Genomic DNA, 20,929 nt, shown 5'->3' with positions numbered 1-20,929 from the left:
CCTTCGCGAGCAGGCTCGCTCCCACAGGGGATCTTTGTTGTGAACAAGATCCAGTGTGGGAGCGAGCCTGCTCGCGAAGAGGCCGGTCGCCTCAACCCATATTCAAGGTTGAAAGGCACCAATGAAAATCGCCGGATCCACCCGCGCGTCATTCAGGCTGACGTTCCAGTGCATATGCGGCCCGGTCGCGCGGCCGGTCGCGCCGACTTTGCCGACCACCGCGCCGCGCGCCAGCTGCTGGCCGTTTTTCACGTCGATCTTCGACATATGGCAGAACATGCTGATAAAGCCTTGGCCGTGGTCAACAAATACCGTGTTGCCGTTGAAGAAGTAATTGCCGATCAGAATCACCTTGCCCGCCGCCGGGGTCTTGATGGGCGTGCCCGCCGGCACTGCGAAATCGAGGCCGGCGTGAGGATTGCGCTCTTCGCCATTGAAGAAACGGCGCACACCGAACTTGCTCGACAGCGGCCCGTTGACCGGTTTGTCCAGCAGCAGATTGCTCGGCGTGTTCGGGCTGAAACTGCGGTAAGCCGCGATCTGTTCCGCCAGTTCGCCTTCAATGCGCTTGAGGTTGTCGGCGTTCGGATTGACCTGCTGTTTGTTCTTCAGGGTGATGTGCTGTTCCGGGTATTTCTTGCTGCCCACGGTAAACGGCAGGTTACGCCCGCCACTGCTGATCTGCTGCGAGCCAGGTTTGACCGTCAGCGGCACGCCAACGATCGCCAACCAGTTGTTCTGCTCTTTGACCACCAATACCGGTTTGCCTTGATAAGTGGCTTTCGGCGCCTGCGCGGCGGTGCCCAGATCCACCACGGCGACGCCGCCCGGCACCGGTTTGTTCAGCAGCCGAGTGATGTAGCTGTCGGCGTGGGCGTTGAAAGTCAGGCAGAGCAACAGCAGCGGAGCGAGAAAACGCGGCATGGATCAGTCCAGTAAAGAGAGGGTGACGGGCGTCAGGTGATTGTCCTCGACGCGCACTTGCAGTTCGCCTTCGCCGAGCTTGGCTTTCAGGCGCTGGCCGGTGTGGGTCTGCGCAGCGTTGCGGATCGCGTGGCCACGCTCGTCGAGCAGGATGCTGTAACCGCGACCGAGGGTCGCCAATGGACTGACCACGTGCAGGGTCTGCATCTGACTGTGCAATTGCTGCCGACGCTGTTTCAGAGCATCGCGCATGGCCCGGGGCAGACGTTCGGCGAGGCTGTCGAGGCGCTGACGAAGCATCGCCAGTTGGCGCCCCGGATGTTGCCCGGCGAGGCGGGTTTCCAGACGGATCAGACGTTCTCGACGCGTATTGAGGCTGCGCTCGAATGCCCGGCGCATGCGCATGTCCAGATCATCCAGACGCTGAGCCTGCTGACGCAGACGTTCGCCGGGATGACGCAGGCGCCGCGCCATGCCTTCGAGGCGCAGGCGATCACGCATCAAGCGATCGCGCATGCGCATCACCAAGCGGCGATGCAGGCTTTCGACCTGGCGGATCAGATGGCTGGAATCCGGGGCGAGCAACTCAGCGGCAGCGGACGGCGTCGGCGCCCGGACGTCGGCAACAAAGTCGCTGATCGAAACATCGGTTTCATGGCCGACGGCGCTGACAATCGGTGTCACACAAGCATCGACCGCGCGCGCCACGGCTTCTTCGTTGAAGCACCAGAGGTCTTCCAGCGAGCCGCCGCCACGGGCGAGAATCAGCGCATCGAAGCCGCGGGCATCGGCCATTTTCAGCGCGCGGACAATCTGCGCGGTGGCCTCGCGGCCCTGCACGGCGGTGGGAATCAGGGTCAGTTGCACTTGCGGCGCACGGCGGCGGAATACGCTGATGATGTCGCGAATCACCGCGCCGGTCGGCGAACTGATGATGCCGATGCGTTGCGGATGCGCGGGCAGCGGCACTTTGCGTTCGGCACTGAACAGGCCTTCGGCGCTGAGCTTTTCCTTCAGCGCATCGAAGGCCAGACGCAGCGCGCCGTCACCGGCCGGCTCCACGGTGTCGAGTATCAGCTGATAGTCGCCACGGCCTTCGAACAGCGAAACCTTGCCCCGCACCTTGACCGCCAGACCATCCTTCAACGCCTGACGTACGCGCGCGGCGTTCTGCCGGAACAATGCGCAACGCACCTGCGCGCCGCTGTCCTTGAGGGTGAAATAGACGTGGCCGGACGCCGGGCGCGCGAGGTTGGAGATTTCGCCTTCGACCCAGATGTTGCTGAACACGTCTTCAAGCAACACCCGCGCGCGGCCGTTGAGCTGGCTGACGGTCAGGACTTCACGGTCCAGGCCAAGTCTTGCAAAGGGATCTTTAATCATGGGGCGCAGTTTAAAGGCATTCTTCTGCTCATTGCACGAACCCTGTAGGAGCTGTCGAGTGCAACGAGGCTGCGATCTTTTGATCTTGCTTTTTCAACATCAAGATCAAAAGATCGCAGCCTTCGGCAGCTCCTACAGGGCGAGTGTCAGTCGTAACCGTCGGCGGACTTATTAAAGGAAACGCGTTGATGAGCGTGATGGAGCTGTTGGGGGCGTGGTCGTGGGGCGCTGGCGGTTGGGCGGTCATCGGGTTGGCCATTGCCCTGGCCTACATCGTCTTCGGCATCGCCGGTTTCGGCACTGCGCTGGTCGCGGGGCCGATGCTGATTCTGTTCATGCCGCTATCGAAAATCGTGCCGCTGCTGGTGCTGCTGGATTTCGTCGCGGCGTTCGGCAATCTGCTGCCCTCGCGGCGCGACGTCGCCAAGCCGGAATTGCTCAGGCTGCTGCCGTGCATGGCAATCGGCTGCACGCTGGGGGTGATCTTCCTGCTGAATCTGAAATCCGATCTGTTGCTGTTGTTGATGGGGCTGTTTATCAGCGCCTATGCGGTCTACAGCCTGTGGGTCAAAGCGCGTCCGGCACAGTTGTCGGCCGCGTGGGCGGTGCCGATGGGCACGGTGGGCGGGCTGTTCGGCGCTTTGTTCGGCAGCGGCGGCTTTCTTTATGCAATTTATCTGAACAGCCGCCTGCCCAAGGAAGCGGCGCGGGCCACGCAAAGTGCGTTGATCAGTTGCAGCACCGTGGTGCGCTTGAGTCTGTTTGTCATCGCCGGCGTGTATGCCGAGCTACCCTTGTTGATGCTGGCGCTGTGTCTGTTGCCGGCGATGGCGCTGGGCTTGTGGATCGGGCGGCGGCTGACCATGAGATTGTCGCGCGAGGCGTTTGTGCGGCTGGTGACGTGGCTGGTGCTGGCCAGCGGGATCGCGTTGATCGTGCGCTATTTCAGCACTTGACCGGATTTCTTCAGGGATTAAGCTGCCGGCCGCAGTTCCTTGTGGGAGCGAGCCTGCTCGCGAATGCGGTGGGTCAGCAACAAAAATGCAGTCTGACACTGCGCTTTCGCGAGCAGGCTCGCTCCCACATTGGAAATCTTAAATACTGGCAGCAGGCTCCACCATGAACTCGCAAAGCATTATCGTCCCGAAAATCTCCACCCTGCCGGTGCACGAGCCCCGGGCGCGGGCGATCGTGCGCTGGCTGGTGCGCAAGAACATCATCGAAGAACAGCTGACCACCTGCGGCCGCACCGGCAACCGTATGGCCCACGCCATCGCTGATGGTGCTCGCGCCGTGGTGCTGCACCCGCAAGCGCTGCCGTTCGGCGAGCCGGTCAATGGCCTGGAGATCGTCACCAAACGCTGCATCTACACCCCGGCCAAAGGCTTTCTCGAGGAGGCTGGTTGCGCCGAGTGCCGCCGCGAAGTGGGCGAGGCGCTGTTCGAGAGTCTTGAAGACTGGTTTCCAGGCCGCACCGACAATTTCACCTGCCCCGAATGCGGGCATGAGGACGACATCAACGGCTTTCTGTTTTTGCAGGAATGCGCGTTTTCCAACCTCGGCTTCATTTTCAACAATTGGCTGGAGGCGGGGTTCAAGCAGAGCTTTATCGACGAGTTCGCCGATTGGCTCGATCAACCTGTCTCTTGGGTCAAGGTGGAGCTGTAGGGCCGGGCTTTTCCATCTATCAATTAGGCTGAGTTTTACATTGAACAGCAGGGGGTGTCTGACTATAATGGCGCGCTTCCATTTTCCCGCTCGGGAGCCCCCGCGATGCTGCGTATCAGCCAAGAAGCTCTGACATTCGACGACATTCTCCTAGTGCCCGGTTATTCCGAGGTACTTCCCAACGAAGTCAGTCTCAAGACCCGTCTTACCCGTGGCATCGAACTGAATATTCCTCTGGTTTCTGCCGCCATGGACACCGTTACTGAAGCCCGTCTGGCAATCGCCATGGCTCAGGAAGGTGGCATCGGCATTATCCACAAGAACATGACCATCGAGCAGCAAGCTGCCGAAGTGCGCAAGGTCAAGAAGTTCGAAGCCGGTGTGGTCAAGGATCCCATCACCATCGAGGCCGATGCCACGGTGCGTGATCTGTTCGAACTGACCCGTCTGCACAATATCTCCGGCGTTCCGGTCCTGCACGATGGCGACCTGGTCGGCATCGTCACCTCCCGCGACGTACGTTTCGAAAACCGTCTGGAAGCCACTGTCCGCGAAGTGATGACGCCTAAAGAGCGTCTGGTCACGGTCAAGGAAGGCGCCGACAAGAACGACGTCCGTGAACTGCTGCACAAGCACCGCATCGAGCGCGTGCTGATCGTCGACGACAAATTCGCCCTCAAAGGCATGATGACCGTCAACGACATCGAAAAAGCCAAGGCCTACCCGCTGGCCAGCAAGGACGATCAAGGTCGTCTGCGCGTTGGCGCTGCGGTCGGCACCGGTAAAGACACCGGTGATCGCGTGACTGCACTGGTCAACGCCGGCGTGGACGTAGTGGTGGTCGACACCGCGCACGGTCACTCCAAAGGCGTGATCGACCGCGTACGCTGGGTCAAAGAGAACTTCCCTGAAGTGCAGGTGATCGGCGGCAACATCGCCACCGGCGCTGCCGCCAAGGCCCTGGCCGAAGCCGGCGCCGACGCAGTCAAGGTCGGTATCGGCCCTGGCTCGATCTGCACCACCCGTATCGTCGCTGGTGTCGGTGTACCGCAAATCAGTGCCATCGCCAACGTCGCCGCCGCCCTTGAAGGCACCGGCGTGCCGTTGATCGCAGACGGCGGTATCCGTTTCTCCGGTGACCTGTCCAAGGCCATCGTGGCCGGTGCGTCCTGCGTGATGATGGGCTCGATGTTCGCCGGTACCGAAGAAGCACCGGGCGAGATCGAACTGTTCCAGGGCCGTTCGTACAAGGCTTATCGCGGCATGGGTTCGCTGGGCGCCATGTCCCAGGCCCAGGGCTCGTCCGACCGTTACTTCCAGGACTCCTCGGCCGGTGCCGAGAAACTGGTTCCGGAAGGTATCGAAGGTCGTGTGCCGTACAAAGGCACCCTGAGCGCGATCATTCACCAGTTGATGGGCGGTCTGCGTTCCTCGATGGGTTACACCGGCAGCGCCAACATCGAAGAAATGCGTACCAAGCCCGAGTTCGTGCGGATCACCGGTGCCGGCATGGCCGAGTCCCACGTTCACGACGTGCAGATCACCAAGGAAGCGCCGAACTACCGGGTCGGCTGACGCCGACAGCTCTAAGCCACAAGTTACAAGCTGCAAGCGGTGCTGCGTCAGAGCAGTGCCGCTCGGCTTCCGATTACTTGCAGCTTGCAGCTTGAAGCTTGCAACTGCTTTTCAGAGTTTCTTTCATGGCCCTCGACATTCACGCTCACCGCATCCTGATCCTCGACTTCGGTTCGCAATACACCCAGCTGATTGCCCGCCGCGTGCGCGAGATCGGCGTGTACTGCGAACTGCACCCGTTCGACATGGACGAAGATGCGATCCGCGAATTCGCCCCTAAAGGCGTCATCCTCGCCGGCGGCCCCGAGTCCGTGCACGAAGCCAACAGCCCGCGCTGCCCGCAGGCGGTGTTCGACCTCGGCGTTCCGGTGTTCGGCATCTGCTACGGCATGCAGACCATGGCCGAGCAACTGGGCGGCAAGGTTGAAGGTTCCGAACTGCGTGAGTTCGGTTACGCCCGCGTTGACGTGGTCGGCAAGAGCCGCCTGCTCGACGGCATCGAAGACCACATCGACGCCGACGGCCTGTTCGGCCTCGACGTGTGGATGAGCCACGGTGACAAAGTCACGAAGATGCCGGAAGACTTCCACATCCTCGCCAGCACCCCGAGCTGCCCGATCGCCGGTATGTTCAACGACGACCGCGCTTACTATGGCGTGCAGTTCCACCCGGAAGTGACCCACACCAAGCAGGGCGGTCGCATCCTCTCGCGCTTCGTGCTCGACATCTGTGGCTGTGAAGCCCTGTGGACGCCGTCGAAGATCGCTGAAGACGCCATCGCCAACATCCGCGCCCAGGTCGGTACCGACAACGTGCTGCTGGGTCTGTCCGGCGGCGTTGACTCCTCGGTGGTTGCCGCGCTGTTGCACAAGGCCATCGGCGATCAGCTGACCTGCGTCTTCGTCGACAACGGCTTGCTGCGTCTGCACGAAGGCGAGCAAGTGATGGCCATGTTCGCCGAGAACATGGGCGTCAAGGTGATCCGCGCCAACGCTGAGGAGCAGTTCCTCAACAACCTGGCCGGCGAAGCCGACCCGGAAAAGAAGCGCAAGATCATCGGCCGTACCTTCATCGACGTGTTCGATGCCGAATCCTGCAAGCTGGACAACATCAAGTACCTGGCTCAGGGCACCATCTACCCGGACGTGATCGAGTCGGCTGGCGCGAAAAGCGGCAAGGCCCACGTGATCAAGTCGCACCACAACGTGGGCGGCCTGCCGGAAGAGATGAACCTGAAACTGGTCGAGCCACTGCGCGAACTGTTCAAGGACGAAGTCCGTCGTCTGGGTCTGGAATTGGGCCTGCCGTACGACATGGTCTACCGTCACCCGTTCCCAGGCCCGGGCCTGGGCGTGCGCATCCTTGGTGAAGTGAAGAAGGAATACGCCGACCTGCTGCGTCGCGCCGACCACATCTTCATCGAAGAACTGCGCAAGGCCGATTGGTACCACAAGGTCAGCCAGGCGTTCGTAGTGTTCCAGCCAGTGAAATCGGTCGGCGTGGTCGGCGATGGCCGTCGTTACGCCTGGGTCGTGGCCCTGCGTGCCGTGGAAACCATCGACTTCATGACCGCGCGTTGGGCACACCTGCCTTACGAACTGCTGGAAACCGTTTCCGGCCGCATCATCAACGAAATCGAAGGCATCTCCCGCGTCACTTACGACGTGTCGAGCAAGCCGCCGGCGACGATTGAGTGGGAATGATCCTGCTGCGGTTCGAATAACGAAAAACCCTTGGCGTGAAGCCAAGGGTTTTTTCGTTTCAGGACCCTGAAAACAGGTCAGGCGGGTAAACGACTTTGCAGGGTCATGCCGAGCTCGATCAGGCGCTCGGCTACTGCGGCGATGTCGCGGAAGACCATGCCGGTGATGCGACGCATCGACTGGTCCCAGATATAAAACCGGCCATCTGCGGTGCAATGCACCCTTGTTTGCACGATGTTGCTGGTGCTGTTGCGCCGCACGAGTGTGTATGTGCTTGGTTCTGTTTTCCGTATCACGAACATGCCATTGCGAGGCAGAAGCTTTTCCAGCGTTGCATCATTCCATGGCGGCACGGGGGCCTTGACCTGCAATCGCAGGTCAGCGAACAGAGGGTCGAAGGCGCTGTTTGTCGTCGCCCCGTTGTAAAACGGGCCGCGAGCGACTTCCACTCCCGGGTCGATCCTGAGGTCGGCCACCTCGTCGGGCCAGACTTCTTCGATACGCAAACCGATACCGCCCCTGAGTTCGCTTATGCCTGGCAGGTCCCTGAAGGTATTGGTGTTCGTGGCATCGACCAGAGCCACCCACTTGCCGGGTCTGTTGAGGAGCTTGTCACGCTCCATGATCTGCGTTGCCAGGCGGGTCTTGATCATCTGCTCTTCGATCGACGTGAGCGGGACTTTCAGCGTGCAGGTTTGTGCTGCATCCAGTCCATGAACCCGGACGCCATTGGCTTGGGCAGCCCGGATCAATTCGAGCATGTTGAACCGGTTCTCAGGGTCAGTGCCCAGGCTGGACAAATAGGTACTGAGGTCTTCTGACATGTCCCCCGACAGGTAGAAATGGTTGAGGTCATGCTGGGCGAAATCACTCAGCAATCCACGCACGTAGAGGGTTTTGATATGCCGCGCGAACGTTGGCATGTTCTCGATCATGAAGCGGGTGCTGGCGATGCGATCGAGGGTTTCACCGACGGCCAGTCCATCGGTATTGGCAAAGATGAGATCAATCAACTCATTGATCTCCATCTGCGGACTGACGGGCGGAATGACCGGGCGCTGGGGCAGGTTGATCCATTTCAACTCCCGATAGAATGCTTCGGCGTCGTTCAGCAGAGCCGTGCGTTGTTCGCCGAAATGGGCCACGTAGCGGTCGGTCGCCAGCAGATAGCGGCGTCCGGCGCTTGTGGTCTCGGCGGAGGCGTTGGGCAAGTTCATTGCCCATCTTCTCATTCCCGGTATTTCCGTCTCTGAGATACCCTTGAGCTTCGTAACCAGGCGTAGCGGACACGGAACGCCTGGAAGCGGTTCGACGCGTGGCAGGTCCACCGACGGTGTTGCCTCGGTTGAGCTCACATCAGTCTCCGGCAAACATGCCTTGCCCACGCATTGACCGCCTCCGCGCAGCCGCAGCGCTGGCATGCGCTCCCACTTGCCGGCGCTTCCCAGGCGGACCGGCAACGAATAAGCGAACTGATTGGGACGCTCGGGATTGATGATTGCCCAGTTGCCACCGTCTTGCGAGTCGGCGAAGTAGCGCACGTAATAGGCGGCGCCATCCATTTCGATGGCATGACCGGGCTCTTTGTCGAGGCGGTAAATGCCTTCGTATTTCCCCGGCGTCGCCTCTACAGCGTGTTGCGCAAGTAACTCGTTGCATCGATAGCTGGCCGGTACTTGCGCAAAAGTCGAACCTTGCCGCGGAGCAGGCGTAATCAATGGCTCAGTGACGTCGACGAATGTCGATTCGTCGGGGATTTCGTTTGCCAACTCGCTGGCAGTTTCGTTGGACGACCTGACGGGCGGGGGATCCAGAGGCGGCAATAACCGTGAGTCAGCCGAAGTAAGTTCGATCAGCCCGCGCATCTCTTCAGCCTCGGCATACTCGACCTGTGGCCCAACTTCCAGTTGCGCGCCAGTGCCAATCAGGAACGGAACATTGAATACGGTTTCGATCGCGCTGAGCACCGCACCGATAACCCCGGCTCTACGCTCGGTCGCCGTAATGCCGTTGATCGCCTGATCGATGTTCAGCCCCGTGTTGACGACGCCCGCCCCAATCAACGGCAAAGCTGCAGGCCAGCCCACGGCCGCCATCGGGCCGAACACTTTCAGCCCGGCGCTCAGATAGCCGGTCCAGAGTTTCTTGCGCAGGTCAGTGTTGGACGTGAGCACCAGATGCGCCTCGGCAACCATGCCCGTGCGGGTCGACTCGCTTAACCACGTGAAGGCGTCACCGCTGATCGCAACGTTGCTGCGGTTGATCATCCGATGATCGCTGTGGCCCCAGGTGCTCACCAAACGGTTCATCAGATCAGTGAGGTTCTCGGTGATGTGATTGCTGTCAGCCAGCGAGAAGTGCTTGAGAAACAAAGAGCGTTTCTGCTCTGAATTCATCTGCTCAAGCAGCCACCAGTGCAGATCCGCGGCAGTGTCCATCAGCCGAAAGGCCTGGGCCTGTCCCGGCAGGTAAAGGGTCTGCCGGCCACTGTCTTCGACCAGACGCAGCACGTTGGTGGCGACGTGACCGTCCAGATCCAGGGTGCGCACTTGCGCGCCGACCGGGTACGTCGATCGGAGCATTTGCAGGGTTACCGGCCAGCTTACGGGGCCGATCAGCGAGGTGACGATGCGTTGAAAATCATTGCCGTCAACGTCCCCCTGTTGCAGCGCCTGCACCGCCTGACTGAGAAAATTGCACTTGGCCAGGGCGCGGAAATCGTCCGACGAGGTTTGCCAGAATTTGGTCAATTGACCGCTGTAACGCGTGCTGAAATCAACGGCCCAGAATGCCTTCAGCACATCGCTGCCCAGCAGTCGCACTTCGTTGCTCTGATTGAAATTCTCCGCGTCCGGGCCATCCGAGTAGAAGCCGCAGTAAAGGCCCAGCAAATCTGCGTTGTCTTGGTCGGTGGCGCGAAATCGATGGACGACCAGTTGCGTGAGGGTGAGCGTTTCATAAGGCTTTTCGAGCAAGTGCTCCCAACCGGTAAAGGTCAGCGTGCTGCTTTGCGCCGTTTTGAAACGATGGAAATAAACCTGGTCGGGATCAAGGCCAGATAGGCCCTTGGCGCTCAGCAGTTCGATCGCGACTAGCCGGGCCTCATCCAGCAGGCTTGGGCAGTTCTGCACAATGGTAGTAGCGATGGCTTTGAGGGCGGTTTTGTCCGCTGCGTTTGGCAGCAGACGACGTTCGGGAGCGGTCATGCGGGTGTTCATCCTTGAGACACAAAGGCCGAAGATGGCCCATGCGCTCAAGGGGAGGGTGTTAGCCGGTTATCGCGTGTTGTCCTTTTGAAAGTGAGCCAATGCCTTCGCAGATATCAAAGATATTCAGACCGAATAAGATCCGTATCGAACGGAGTCAGTCCTTGTTCAGGTGCGAACACCCTCTGCGCCTGCTCTGCAGAGGCCACTCGTTCGCCTCGTGCCCGCACATGTAAATCGAAAAGCGTGTGCAGATCCGGCCTTGGTGTATGTACCAAGGCGCGCAGCATCAACGAAACTCCGCTGAGGTTGTTGTCTACGTTGTTCCAGCGGGGCGATGAAGTCAGCCCCAGATCGGCCCAGATCATGCGTCGCTCCTGTAAGTCCATCACGAAAGGTAGACAGATACCGGTGTCGGAGGCGATATCGATGCGGTCGACTACGGTGCGCGGCTCGAACACTTCGCCAGATGCCGTGTCGGCGCGGGCCATCCAGCCTGCGAAGCATTCCGGAAGATCACAATATGGCTGCCAGGTAAACGAGTTGAGGGACGTAACGACATAGCGGACGCCCTTTTTGACGAGAGCATCAAGGTCGAGGTCGATGAACTCGGAAGCGCCATTAGGCGCGTCGACGATGTCGCCGCTGTGGTAACCGCCATAACCTTTGAGGTTGTAATAGGCGACCGCTTCCTTGAAGACGAAGTCGGTGTCGAAGAAGGCGGCGGACAAGTCGATGTCCGTGCGGTCACGACCGTTCTTCCACCACAGGAATAGGCGAATGAATCGCGTATCGGGCATTGGCAAGCGACTGCCGCGTACAAGTGTTCGCAGTGACTTCGCTGCGGCGCGCTGTGCCAATGGCACCCGGTATTCGCGCAATACCGGATCGACAAAGCAACGGCCCAGCGGTGGCAGCGACGCGAAACGTGTGATCAGGGCGTTCTCGCAAATCTGTGCGGCACGTGCCAATACCTGCGGTGCGATCGACTCTCGACGATCAGCAGTGCCGAAGACTTTCGCCAGCGCTCCTTTAGGTGTGAACGCTCGCAAGGGCAGGGGGCGCGGGGCATTTACCTGGGCCAGTAATTGCAGCAGCACAGGTGAGGACACTTGCGCCGCGACAGCCGCAAAGGCGTCGAGCACCGCGTCCGGTTCTGTGGCACGCCGTAACATCACGTCCAGACGGCGCGCGAATTCTCCGGGACGATCCTGCAGCACCGACGTAAGCGCGGCGATCTGGCGTTGGGCAAGCATGGTTTCGACACGCGACCCGAACGAGGCCGGCGGATCATTGCGTCGCGCTGCGGTGATGGCCGCAAATGCTCGCGGATACTTCTCAGCGTAATCGCCTGGATGCAGGACTTCGGCCAGACGTTTCCAGCGTTCGGCCTGGCGCATCACATCCTCGGTAGCGTTGGGCATGCGGTCGAGCAGGCGCAACAGCTTGCGACGCATCGAACGTTTCATTTTGCTAAAGCGCGTCAACGCTGTCGCCAGCGACACGTCTCCACCATGCAGTGCGATCGCCACGCGCAGCACGTCCGTCGCCGTTTCGACATTTTGCTCAAGGAAAGCCTCAACCTGTGCATCGTCGCCGATATGCAGGATTAGCGCGCCGCCAACGAGCGCGCGAATCTCGCGAAACGGAACGGTCTCGGGCAGTAGACGGAACACATCGCTTTTGTACGTTCGGATAAACCAGCTGACATCCGCAGCTTCCTCTTCGGACAGCGAGGTGCGCGATGAGACCAGCGGCTCGAGCAATGCCTCGAACTCGCTGACACTTCCCGGTTCGATGACCCAATGGATGAAGTTGCCTTCAAGCATGGCTGGCCGAACCTGTTCGCTGGGTGGCAGGCGCCGAAGTGTGTGGTAGTGAATGACGGCGTTGAGATACAACTCCGCCTCTGTCGCTTCGAGGACTTGATTGGGGAAGTCAGGATAAAACGGTCGGTGATGTACATGAGCACCGCTGCGACGGCGCAGGACTCGAATGACTTCACGCAGCCAGCTCTTGAGTTCTACCGCAGAGAGCATGCCGATTCGCTCGATCAGCGGTTCAGAGAGTACATATCGAAACGCCGCGACTTCTTTGACCGCTGATGCGACCTGCGCGCGTGTGGCTCCGCCAGAGCCGGCAGGGACGTGAAGTTTTGTACGGCGCCGCAGGAACAGCTCCTGATTGATCATGATTTCTTCCTTGGTCGCCGTTTCCAGTGAGCTGAAGCTCACCTGTGCAATCGATACGAAAACGCCTGCAATAAGCAGGCGCGGTGTGGAGAGCGGAACCCCTAGTTCATGGAGGATAGAAGGAAGGTGTTCCATAGCCACGGCGGCATACTACCGGAGGTCATCGCGGCTTGTCAGCCAATCACATATTTTGAAATGGGCTCGCCTGTTGGCGAACGTCAGCGCCGCGCCACATCGGAAAAATAGAACTTGTCCAGCGTATGCCGCGATTCGGTGTACTCGAACTGGCGGCCGTCCTGCAGGAAGGTCTGGTTGCTGACCACGATGACATGGCTCTGGCCGTCGAGGTCCAGATGGTGGTGGTCGTCCTTGCTGCACGGCACGGCTTCGATGGTGCGCTGGGCGTAGGCGATCTGCAGTTGCAGGGTCTGTTCGATGTGGGCGTAGATCGAATGTTCGGCGATGTCTGCAGACAGGTCGGGAATCACCTCGCTGACGAAGTGGTTGATGTCGAGGATGACGCGTTTGCCGTCGATGCGCCGCACCCGTTTGATCCGGGTGATCGGGCTGCCGGGCTCTGCATTGATATGTTCAAGCAATGCACCTTCCAGCGGCACCTGACACATCTCGACCACTTCGGTGCTGACGTCGTTGCCCAGTCGCGGGTGGGTCTCCTGGAAACTGACGATGCCGCCGAGCTGGAATTCGATCGGGTTGGTCGCCAGCACGAACGCGCCTTTGCCGTGAATCTTCTGAGCGAAACCGCGCTCCTGCAACTGGTCGATGGCCTTGCGCACCGTGCCACGGCTGGCCTGATAGGTGTCCATCAGTTCGGTTTCGGAAGGCAGCCGGGCGCCGCGCTCCAGGCGCTGCGTGGTGATGCTGGCAAGCAAATCGCTATAGATCTGGTTGTATTTGCTCATGGCTGGACTCTGTGCCGACGGTGCTCAAAACCCCGAACCTTAAGGGCAGGGTAGGGGTTTGTCCATGCGGACGAAGGAAAACATCTTAGGTCAGAGTAGGAAGAATCCGCATTTTTCTGACGTTCATCCACGGACGCAAACTCGTACAGACGAGTTGTTGCATAAACTCGTACAGACGAGTATTTTTCCTCTCGGCGTGCTGCCAATAACAACAATCCACGACGGAAGAACAAGCATGAGCCATGACTACCCGAACATCGCCAAGGAGCTGCTGGAAAGCCTCGGTGGCCGCGACAACATCGAGCAGGCGGCGCATTGCGTGACGCGTTTGCGCCTGGCGCTGAAGAACCCCGCGCTGGTGAATGTGGCCGCGCTCAATGGCGTCGATCTGGTCAAGGGTTCGTTCTTCACCGGCGGCTTGTATCAGGTGGTCATCGGCCCGGGTGATGTTGAAAAGGTCTACGCCGAACTGCGCCAGCAGACTGGCCTGGCGGCGTCGACCATCGCCGACGTTAAACAGAAAAGCGCCGAGAAGATAAACGCCATGCAACGGCTGGTGCGGGTGTTTTCCGATGTGTTCATGCCGATCCTGCCGGCGCTGATCATTGCCGGCCTGTTGATGGGCATCAACAACCTGCTTGGCGCCAAGGGCATGTTCATCGAAGGCCAGACTCTGCTGGATGCCTATCCCAACCTCGACGGGTTGTGGAGCCTGATCAACCTGATGGCCAATACCTCGTTCGTGTTCCTGCCGGCGCTGGTGGGCTGGTCGGCGGCCAAGCGTTTCGGCGGCAGCGAAATTCTCGGCATTGTCCTCGGTCTGATGCTGGTACACCCGGACCTGCTCAATGCCTGGAATTACGGCAAGGCCGTGGCCGGGCTGGATGGGCAGCAACTGCCGTACTTCGACATCCTCGGCCTGTTCCAGGTGGAAAAGGTCGGCTACCAGGGGCAAATCCTGCCGATCCTGCTGGCGGCGTACGTGATGAGCGTCATCGAAAAATGGTTGCGGGCGCGAGTGCCCAACGCCGTGCAATTACTTGTGGTGCCGATCACCACCATCGTTGTCACCGGCGTGCTGGCGCTGGCAATCATCGGCCCGGTGACCCGGCATATCGGCATCTACATCACCGAAGGGCTGGTGATGCTGTTCGATCTGGCGCCGCTGGTGGGCGGTCTGATTTTCGGCCTGTTGTATGCGCCGCTGGTAATCACCGGCATGCACCACATGTTCCTCGCCGTGGATCTGCAACTGATCTCGAGCCAGGGCGGCACCTTCATCTGGCCGATGATCGTCATGTCCAATCTGGCGCAGGGCAGTGCGGCCCTGGCGGTGTTCTGGATGACCCGCAATGCGCGAGACAAGAGCATGGCTTCTACCTCGGCGATTTCTGCGTATTTCGGCATCACCGAGCCGGCGATGTTCGGTGTCAACCTGCGCTACAAGTTTCCGTTTTACGCCGCGCTGGCCGGTTCGGCGCTGGGCTGCATGTTCCTTTCGCTGAACAAGATCCAGGCCTCGGCCATCGGCGTCGGTGGCCTGCCCGGTTTCATTTCAATCATTCCGCAGTTCATCCCGATGTTCGTCATCGGGATGCTGATCGCCATGCTCGTGCCGTTTGCCCTGACCTGCGTGCTGAGCATGAAGATCGTCCGCCCGGGTTACCGGGTTGCCTGAAATTGAACTGTAGGAGCTGCCGGAGGCTGCGATCTTTTGATCTTGCCTTTCAAAATCGAAAGATCGCAGCCTCCGGCAGCTCCTACAGAGATCGTAAAATTCAAGAGGGAAATCCGCCATGCAAGACTGGCAACGTTCGGTGATCTACCAGATCTACCCGAAGAGCTTTCACAGCCATGCCGGCAACGCCACCGGCGATCTGCTCGGCATCGTCGCCAAGCTCGATTACCTGCAATGGCTGGGAGTCGATTACCTGTGGATCACGCCGTTCCTGCGCTCGCCGCAGCGCGATAACGGCTACGACATCAGCGACTACTACGCGGTCGATCCGAGCTACGGCAGCATGGCCGACTGTGAACTGCTGATCGCCGAAGCGGGCAAACGCGGGATCAAGCTGATGCTCGACATCGTGGTCAACCACACCTCGATCGAGCACGTCTGGTTCCAGCAGGCGCGCAGCAGCCTCGACAACCCTTACCGCGACTTCTATATCTGGCGCGACCAGCCGAACAACTGGGAATCCAAATTCGGCGGCTCGGCCTGGGAGTACGAAGCGCAGACCGGCCAGTATTATCTGCACCTGTTCGACCACACCCAGGCGGATCTCAATTGGGACAACCCCAAGGTCCGCGACGAAGTGTTCAAGATGATGCGCTTCTGGCGCGACAAGGGTGTGGGTGGTTTTCGTCTGGACGTGATCAACCTGATCTCGAAACCGGCGGACTTCCCCGAGGACGACAGCGATGGTCGGCGCTTCTACACCGACGGGCCGAACGTGCACACCTACTTGCAGCAGATGCACCGCGAAGTCTTCGAAGGGCATGAGCTGATCAACGTCGGCGAGATGTCTTCGACACGTCTGGAACACTGCATTCGTTACTCCAATCCGCAGTCGAAAGAACTGTCGATGACCTTCAACTTTCATCACCTGAAGGTCGATTACCCGAATCTGCAGAAATGGGTGCGCGCCGATTTCGATTTCCTCCAGCTCAAGCAGATTCTCTCCGACTGGCAGACCGGCATGCAGGCGGGTGGCGGCTGGAATGCGCTGTTCTGGTGTAACCACGATCAGCCACGCGTGGTCTCGCGGTTCGGCAATGACGGCGAATACCGCGAGCTGTCGGCGAAGATGCTTGGTACCGCGCTGCACTTTCTGCAGGGCACGCCCTTCGTTTATCAGGGCGAAGAACTGGGCATGACCAATCCGGGGTTCGAGAGCATCGAGCAATACCGTGACGTCGAGACCCTGAATATCTTTCGCCTCAAGCGTGAAGCCGGCACCAGCGACCTCGACAACATGGCGGCGATCATGCAGAAGTCCCGCGACAACGGGCGCACGCCGATGCACTGGCACGCCGGGCACAACGCCGGCTTCACTCGCAGCGAACCATGGATCGGTGTGCCGGCCAATGCTGCACAGATCAATGTCGCGCATCAACTGCACGACCCGGAATCGGTGCTGCATCACTATCGGCGCCTGATCGCTTTACGCCGCACTGAAGCGTTGATCTCTGATGGCATCTATCGGCAGTTGTTGCCGGAGCATCCACAGGTCTGGGCGTACCTGCGCGAGGGGAAGGGAGAGCGCTTGTTAGTGGTGAACAATTTCTATGGCGCCGCATGTGAGGTCGAGCTACCGGCGCTGATCGACGAAGCCCAGGAGCAGCGCTTGTTGGTTAGCAACTACCCGGACTGCCCGCAACGCGCGAGTTTGCTGCAGTTGCGACCTTACGAATCCTTCGTGCTGCACCTGACCGACCCCTGATTTTTTAACTGAATAACAACCTTTGAAAAAACACGCAGAACGCTGCGCGGGGGATTTGTGCGCGCTGAATTCCTGCAACCACACAATAAAAACAATGGGTGGCATATATGAGAGCAACCATAAATTACAGTCTGGCAGTCGCGGGGATTTGTCTGGCAATGCCCACGTCATCACATGCGCTGGAGTTCGGCGGCTATCTGCGCAGCGGTGTCGGTACTTCGGTCAACAGCGGCAGCCAGTCGTGTTTCCAGTTGCCCGGCGCGCAGACCAAATATCGCCTCGGTAACGAGTGCGAGCAGTACGGTGAGCTCGAGCTGCGCCAGGATCTGTACACCCTCGACGACGGCTCGGTGCTGAGCGTCGACGGCATGGCCTCGCTGTACAACCGTTACGACCGCAGCCTGACGTTCAAGGAAGACAACGGCTCGATTCGCCTGCCCCAGGCTTACGCGCAATGGTCGGCGATGCCTGCGCTCAATGGCGGCTCGCTGTGGGCCGGTCGGCGCTACTACAAACGTAACGACATCCATATTTCCGATTTCTATTACTGGAACCAGAGCGCCACCGGTGCAGGCATTGAAGACGTGTTGCTCGGTGGCCTGAAATACAGCTACGCCTTTTCGCGCAAGGACGACCTTTATCAAAAGGATTACATCAACCGCCACGACTTCAACGTAGGCGGTTTCAACAGTAACCCGGGCGGTGAACTTGAGTTCGGCCTCAGCTACATCGACAAGCCCGACAGCCGCGACGCCCACCGTGGCTGGGCGATTACCACTCAGCACGTGCAGCAGGACTTTCTCGGCGGCAAGAACAAACTGGCGCTGCAATACGGTGAAGGGCCGGGCACCGGATTGGGCTATACCGGTAACGTCAGGCTCGATGACCGCAACAAGAGTTATCGGATCGTCGAGTTCTTCGACTGGCAACTGACGCCACGTTTTGGCGGACAATTCCAGGCGGTGTATCAGAAAGATATTCGTCAGGGCGGCGCCGGTCAGAACTGGCTGTCACTCGGTGTGCGTCCCGCCTATGCACTGAGCGAGCAGTTCAAACTGGTGACCGAACTGGGTCACGATCAGGTCGAGGCGGCGGACGGCACGCGCAAGCTGAGCAAGTTCACCTTTGCACCGACCTGGTCACCAAAAGGCCCGGAATTCTGGGCGCGGCCCGAGGTGCGTCTGTATTACACCTATGCCAGCTGGAATCAGGCAGCCAAGCGTGCCGCCAACCTGTTGGCCAAAGGTTCGGCACTCTCCGACACGGGCGCCTTCGGCAACGCGCGGCACGGCGCCAATGTCGGTTTGCAGGTTGAATACTGGTGGAAATAAGCAAGGCGGCTGCGACCGCTCATTCAATCAATACAAGCTCAGGTGATGTCATGGCCACACCCCAACAATTGCAGCTGCTGGCTCCTTTATCCGGCGTGCTGATGGCGCTGGACCAGGTGCCCGACCCGGTATTTGCCGGGCGGATCATCGGCGACGGTTTGTGCATCGACCCGACTTCGTCAACGCTCTGCGCACCGTTGGCCGGTGTGGTCAGCGACGTGCAGGCCAGCGGGCATGCGCTCACCATCACCAGTGATGCGGGTGTTCAGGTGTTGATGCATATCGGCCTGGACACGGTGAATCTCGCCGGCGAAGGATTCACCCGCCGCGTTGACGCGGGGCAGCGGGTCGAAGCGGGGCAGGCGCTGATCGACTTCGACGCTGACTACATTGCCCTGCACGCGCGCAGTTTGTTGACCTTGATGCTGGTGGTCAGCGGCGAGCCGTTCGATTCACTCGTTGGCTCAACCGGGTTGGTCGAAGTGGGCCAGCCAGTGCTGGACGTCGTGGTCGGCGCAGCCGTTGGCGAACATCCAGCGCCGGTGCCGGGCGATGCGGTGTTCTCGCAGCCGATCAACCTGCCCAATTCCAATGGTCTGCACGCGCGGCCGGCGGCAGTATTCGCCCAAGCGGCCAAAGCATTTTCAGCGACCATCCATCTGCACAAGCTGCACGCGCAAGCCAACGGCAAATCCCTGGTGGCGATCATGGCGTTGCAGACGGCCCATGGCGACAGCGTGCAGGTCAGCGCCGAAGGCGAAGATGCCGTAGCCGCCGTCGATGCGCTGACACGCTTGCTGAGCGAAGGCTGCGGTGAAGCGGTGACAGCGCCCGCACCGGTCGAAGCCGACGCAGCAGAAATGCCGAACATCCTGCGCGGTGTCTGCGCCTCGCCCGGTTCGGCGTTGGGGCAAGTCATGCAGATCGTCGAAGCGTCGCTCATGGTCAACGAGTTCGGCGCCGAGCCGCCAGTTGAACTGGAGGCGTTGAGCCAAGCCCTGATCGAAGCCGACATGGCCCTGCAACATCTGCGCGACACCGCCAGCGGCCAGGCGCAGGCGGAGATCTTCAAGGCGCATCAGGAACTGCTGGCCGACCCGAGCCTGCTGGATCAGGCCCGGGCGCTGATCGACGCGGGCAACAGCGCGGCGTTTGCCTGGAAGACCAGCACCGACGCAACGGCGGCGATGTTTCGCTCGCTGGGCAATGCCTTGCTGGCTGAGCGCGCGGCGGATCTGGATGATGTCGGCCAGCGCGTGCTGAAGCTGATCCTCGGTGTTCACGAGCAAGCGCTGGAGTTGCCGGACGACACCATTCTGATCGCCGATCAGTTGACCCCGTCCCAGACCGCCGGGCTTGATACGCGCAAAGTGCTCGGGTTTGCCACCGTCGGCGGTGGCGCCACCAGCCATGTCGCGATCCTCGCGCGAGCCTGCGGCTTGCCGGCGATTTGCGGTATGCCGCTGCAAATGCTCGGGCTCGGCAACGGCACGCGGGTGCTGCTCGATGCCGACAAAGGCGAATTGCAGTTGCACCCGGACGCCGAGTCCATTGATCAATTGCGCACGCGACATGAGCGCCAGCGCCAGCGTCATCAGCAGGAACTGGCGCAGGCCAGCGAGGCGGCCTGTACCCGTGACGGTCAGCACATCGAAGTCACCGCCAACGTTGCCTCGCAGGAAGAAACCGTCCAGGCCATGGAGCTGGGCGCGAATGGCGTGGGGCTGCTGCGTTCGGAGTTTCTCTACCTGGGCCGTCAGCAATCGCCGAGCCATGACGAACAGGTGGCCACTTACAGCGCCATCGCGCGCACCATCGGGCCGGCACACAATCTGGTGGTGCGCACCCTCGATGTCGGTGGCGACAAGCCGCTGGCTTATGTGCCGATGGACAGCGAAACCAATCCTTTCCTCGGTTTGCGTGGTATTCGTCTGTGCCTTGAGCGACCGCAACTGTTGCGCGAGCAGTTCCGTGCAATCCTCGCCTGCTGTGAACTGACGCGTCTGCACATCATGTTGCCGATGGTCACGAATTTGGCCGAACTGCGTCTGGCGCGGCAGATTCTCGAGCAAGAAGCGCGGGTGCTGGGCCTGGCGCACCTGCCAAAGCTGGGAATCATGATCGAAGTGCCTGCCGCTGCGCTGATGGCCGATGTGCTGGCGCCGCACGTGGATTTTTTCTCCATCGGTACCAACGACCTCACCCAATACACCCTGGCCATGGATCGTGACCATCCGCGTCTGGCCAGTCAGGCGGACAGCTTTCATCCCTCGGTACTGCGCCTGATTGCCATGACGGTGAAGGCTGCGCATGCCCACGACAAATGGGTCGGCGTCTGCGGCGCCATGGCGTCTGAACGCCTTGCGGTGCCGTTGTTGCTGGGGCTGGGTGTGGATGAGCTGTCGGTGAGCGTGCCGTTGATTCCGGCGATCAAGTCGGCGGTCCGCGAAGTGGATCTGGCCGACTGTCGAATCATCGCCGAACAGGTTTCGAACCTGGAAAGCGCCGCCGACGTGCGCGCAGCCTTGCAGCAGTTTCATGGGGCGAAAGTCGATGCCTCGCCGGTTATGGAGAATTGAAC

At 60.2% G+C, this 20,929-nt stretch carries 13 protein-coding genes; 8 read left to right on the top strand and 5 right to left on the bottom strand.

The genetic code is table 11. From position 1 onward, the window contains the following. Positions 1–102: 102 nt before the first annotated feature. A complete protein-coding gene (locus FEE99_RS26790; RefSeq protein WP_041479925.1) occupies positions 103–924 on the bottom strand; it encodes a peptidoglycan DD-metalloendopeptidase family protein in 822 nt (273 codons plus the stop codon). 3 nt (positions 925–927) lie between these two features. Beyond that, positions 928–2,307, bottom strand: a complete 1,380-nt coding sequence (gene xseA, locus FEE99_RS26785) for an exodeoxyribonuclease VII large subunit (protein ID WP_024014206.1) — start codon at positions 2,305–2,307, stop codon at positions 928–930. 188 nt (positions 2,308–2,495) lie between these two features. Between xseA and FEE99_RS26780 the strand changes: the two genes are divergently transcribed. The 4 genes from FEE99_RS26780 to guaA all read left to right on the top strand — a co-directional run bounded on the left by FEE99_RS26780 (position 2,496) and on the right by guaA (position 7,253). Beyond that, positions 2,496–3,263: a sulfite exporter TauE/SafE family protein gene (locus FEE99_RS26780; protein WP_041479924.1), complete on the top strand. Its 768-nt coding sequence runs from the start codon at positions 2,496–2,498 to the stop codon at positions 3,261–3,263. 163 nt (positions 3,264–3,426) lie between these two features. Then, a complete protein-coding gene (locus tag FEE99_RS26775; protein ID WP_041479923.1) occupies positions 3,427–3,975 on the top strand; it encodes a sugar ABC transporter ATPase in 549 nt (182 codons plus the stop codon). Between the two features lie 105 nt (positions 3,976–4,080). After that, positions 4,081–5,550: an IMP dehydrogenase gene (guaB, locus tag FEE99_RS26770; protein ID WP_016773343.1), complete on the top strand. Its 1,470-nt coding sequence runs from the start codon at positions 4,081–4,083 to the stop codon at positions 5,548–5,550. A 125-nt stretch (positions 5,551–5,675) separates the two neighbouring features. After that, a complete protein-coding gene (gene guaA, locus FEE99_RS26765; protein ID WP_016773344.1) occupies positions 5,676–7,253 on the top strand; it encodes a glutamine-hydrolyzing GMP synthase in 1,578 nt (525 codons plus the stop codon). Positions 7,254–7,330: 77 nt separating this feature from the next. On the opposite strand, the gene FEE99_RS26760 is transcribed toward guaA, so the two are convergent. The 3 genes from FEE99_RS26760 to treR all read right to left on the bottom strand — a co-directional run bounded on the left by FEE99_RS26760 (position 7,331) and on the right by treR (position 13,574). Beyond that, positions 7,331–10,459: a membrane-targeted effector domain-containing toxin gene (locus FEE99_RS26760; protein ID WP_041479921.1), complete on the bottom strand. Its 3,129-nt coding sequence runs from the start codon at positions 10,457–10,459 to the stop codon at positions 7,331–7,333. 116 nt (positions 10,460–10,575) lie between these two features. Continuing rightward, positions 10,576–12,786: a TerD family protein gene (locus tag FEE99_RS26755; RefSeq protein WP_237143836.1), complete on the bottom strand. Its 2,211-nt coding sequence runs from the start codon at positions 12,784–12,786 to the stop codon at positions 10,576–10,578. An 83-nt stretch (positions 12,787–12,869) separates the two neighbouring features. Further along, the gene (gene treR, locus FEE99_RS26750) at positions 12,870–13,574 is read right to left on the bottom strand and encodes a trehalose operon repressor (protein WP_041479920.1); all 705 of its coding nucleotides are present in this window, start codon (positions 13,572–13,574) and stop codon (positions 12,870–12,872) included. Between the two features lie 235 nt (positions 13,575–13,809). On the opposite strand from treR, the gene treP reads away from it, so the two are divergent. From treP to ptsP, 4 genes are all read left to right on the top strand, one after another. Beyond that, on the top strand, positions 13,810–15,252 hold the full coding sequence (gene treP, locus FEE99_RS26745; RefSeq protein ID WP_041479919.1) for a PTS system trehalose-specific EIIBC component: 1,443 nt from the start codon (positions 13,810–13,812) through the stop codon (positions 15,250–15,252). 118 nt (positions 15,253–15,370) lie between these two features. After that, the gene (treC, locus tag FEE99_RS26740; protein ID WP_041479918.1) at positions 15,371–17,017 is read left to right on the top strand and encodes an alpha,alpha-phosphotrehalase; all 1,647 of its coding nucleotides are present in this window, start codon (positions 15,371–15,373) and stop codon (positions 17,015–17,017) included. A gap of 107 nt (positions 17,018–17,124) precedes the next feature. Further along, the gene (locus FEE99_RS26735; protein WP_041479917.1) at positions 17,125–18,348 is read left to right on the top strand and encodes a maltoporin; all 1,224 of its coding nucleotides are present in this window, start codon (positions 17,125–17,127) and stop codon (positions 18,346–18,348) included. 50 nt (positions 18,349–18,398) lie between these two features. Next, positions 18,399–20,927, top strand: coding sequence for a phosphoenolpyruvate--protein phosphotransferase (ptsP, locus tag FEE99_RS26730; protein ID WP_041479916.1), 2,529 nt, complete (start codon positions 18,399–18,401; stop codon positions 20,925–20,927). Positions 20,928–20,929 lie beyond the last annotated feature (2 nt).

Source organism: Pseudomonas sp. ef1, assembly GCF_007293365.2.
Classification (GTDB): Bacteria; Pseudomonadota; Gammaproteobacteria; order Pseudomonadales; family Pseudomonadaceae; genus Aquipseudomonas; species Aquipseudomonas siliginis.
The sequence above is the reverse complement of the archived record's forward strand: the minus strand, read 5'-3'. Positions and strand labels throughout refer to the sequence as shown.

What these genes read in the sequence shown, in the direction of transcription:
- ptsP (WP_041479916.1), top strand. Translation starts at nt 18,399, where the DNA reads ATGGCCACACCCCAACAATTGCAGCTGCTGGCTCCTTTATCCGGCGTG.
- guaB (WP_016773343.1), top strand. Translation starts at nt 4,081, where the DNA reads ATGCTGCGTATCAGCCAAGAAGCTCTGACATTCGACGACATTCTCCTA.
- FEE99_RS26790 (WP_041479925.1), bottom strand. Translation starts at nt 924, where the DNA reads ATGCCGCGTTTTCTCGCTCCGCTGCTGTTGCTCTGCCTGACTTTCAAC.
- treC (WP_041479918.1), top strand. Translation starts at nt 15,371, where the DNA reads ATGCAAGACTGGCAACGTTCGGTGATCTACCAGATCTACCCGAAGAGC.
- FEE99_RS26780 (WP_041479924.1), top strand. Translation starts at nt 2,496, where the DNA reads ATGAGCGTGATGGAGCTGTTGGGGGCGTGGTCGTGGGGCGCTGGCGGT.
- FEE99_RS26755 (WP_237143836.1), bottom strand. Translation starts at nt 12,786, where the DNA reads ATGGAACACCTTCCTTCTATCCTCCATGAACTAGGGGTTCCGCTCTCC.
- FEE99_RS26735 (WP_041479917.1), top strand. Translation starts at nt 17,125, where the DNA reads ATGAGAGCAACCATAAATTACAGTCTGGCAGTCGCGGGGATTTGTCTG.
- xseA (WP_024014206.1), bottom strand. Translation starts at nt 2,307, where the DNA reads ATGATTAAAGATCCCTTTGCAAGACTTGGCCTGGACCGTGAAGTCCTG.
- treP (WP_041479919.1), top strand. Translation starts at nt 13,810, where the DNA reads ATGAGCCATGACTACCCGAACATCGCCAAGGAGCTGCTGGAAAGCCTC.
- guaA (WP_016773344.1), top strand. Translation starts at nt 5,676, where the DNA reads ATGGCCCTCGACATTCACGCTCACCGCATCCTGATCCTCGACTTCGGT.
- FEE99_RS26775 (WP_041479923.1), top strand. Translation starts at nt 3,427, where the DNA reads ATGAACTCGCAAAGCATTATCGTCCCGAAAATCTCCACCCTGCCGGTG.
- treR (WP_041479920.1), bottom strand. Translation starts at nt 13,574, where the DNA reads ATGAGCAAATACAACCAGATCTATAGCGATTTGCTTGCCAGCATCACC.
- FEE99_RS26760 (WP_041479921.1), bottom strand. Translation starts at nt 10,459, where the DNA reads ATGACCGCTCCCGAACGTCGTCTGCTGCCAAACGCAGCGGACAAAACC.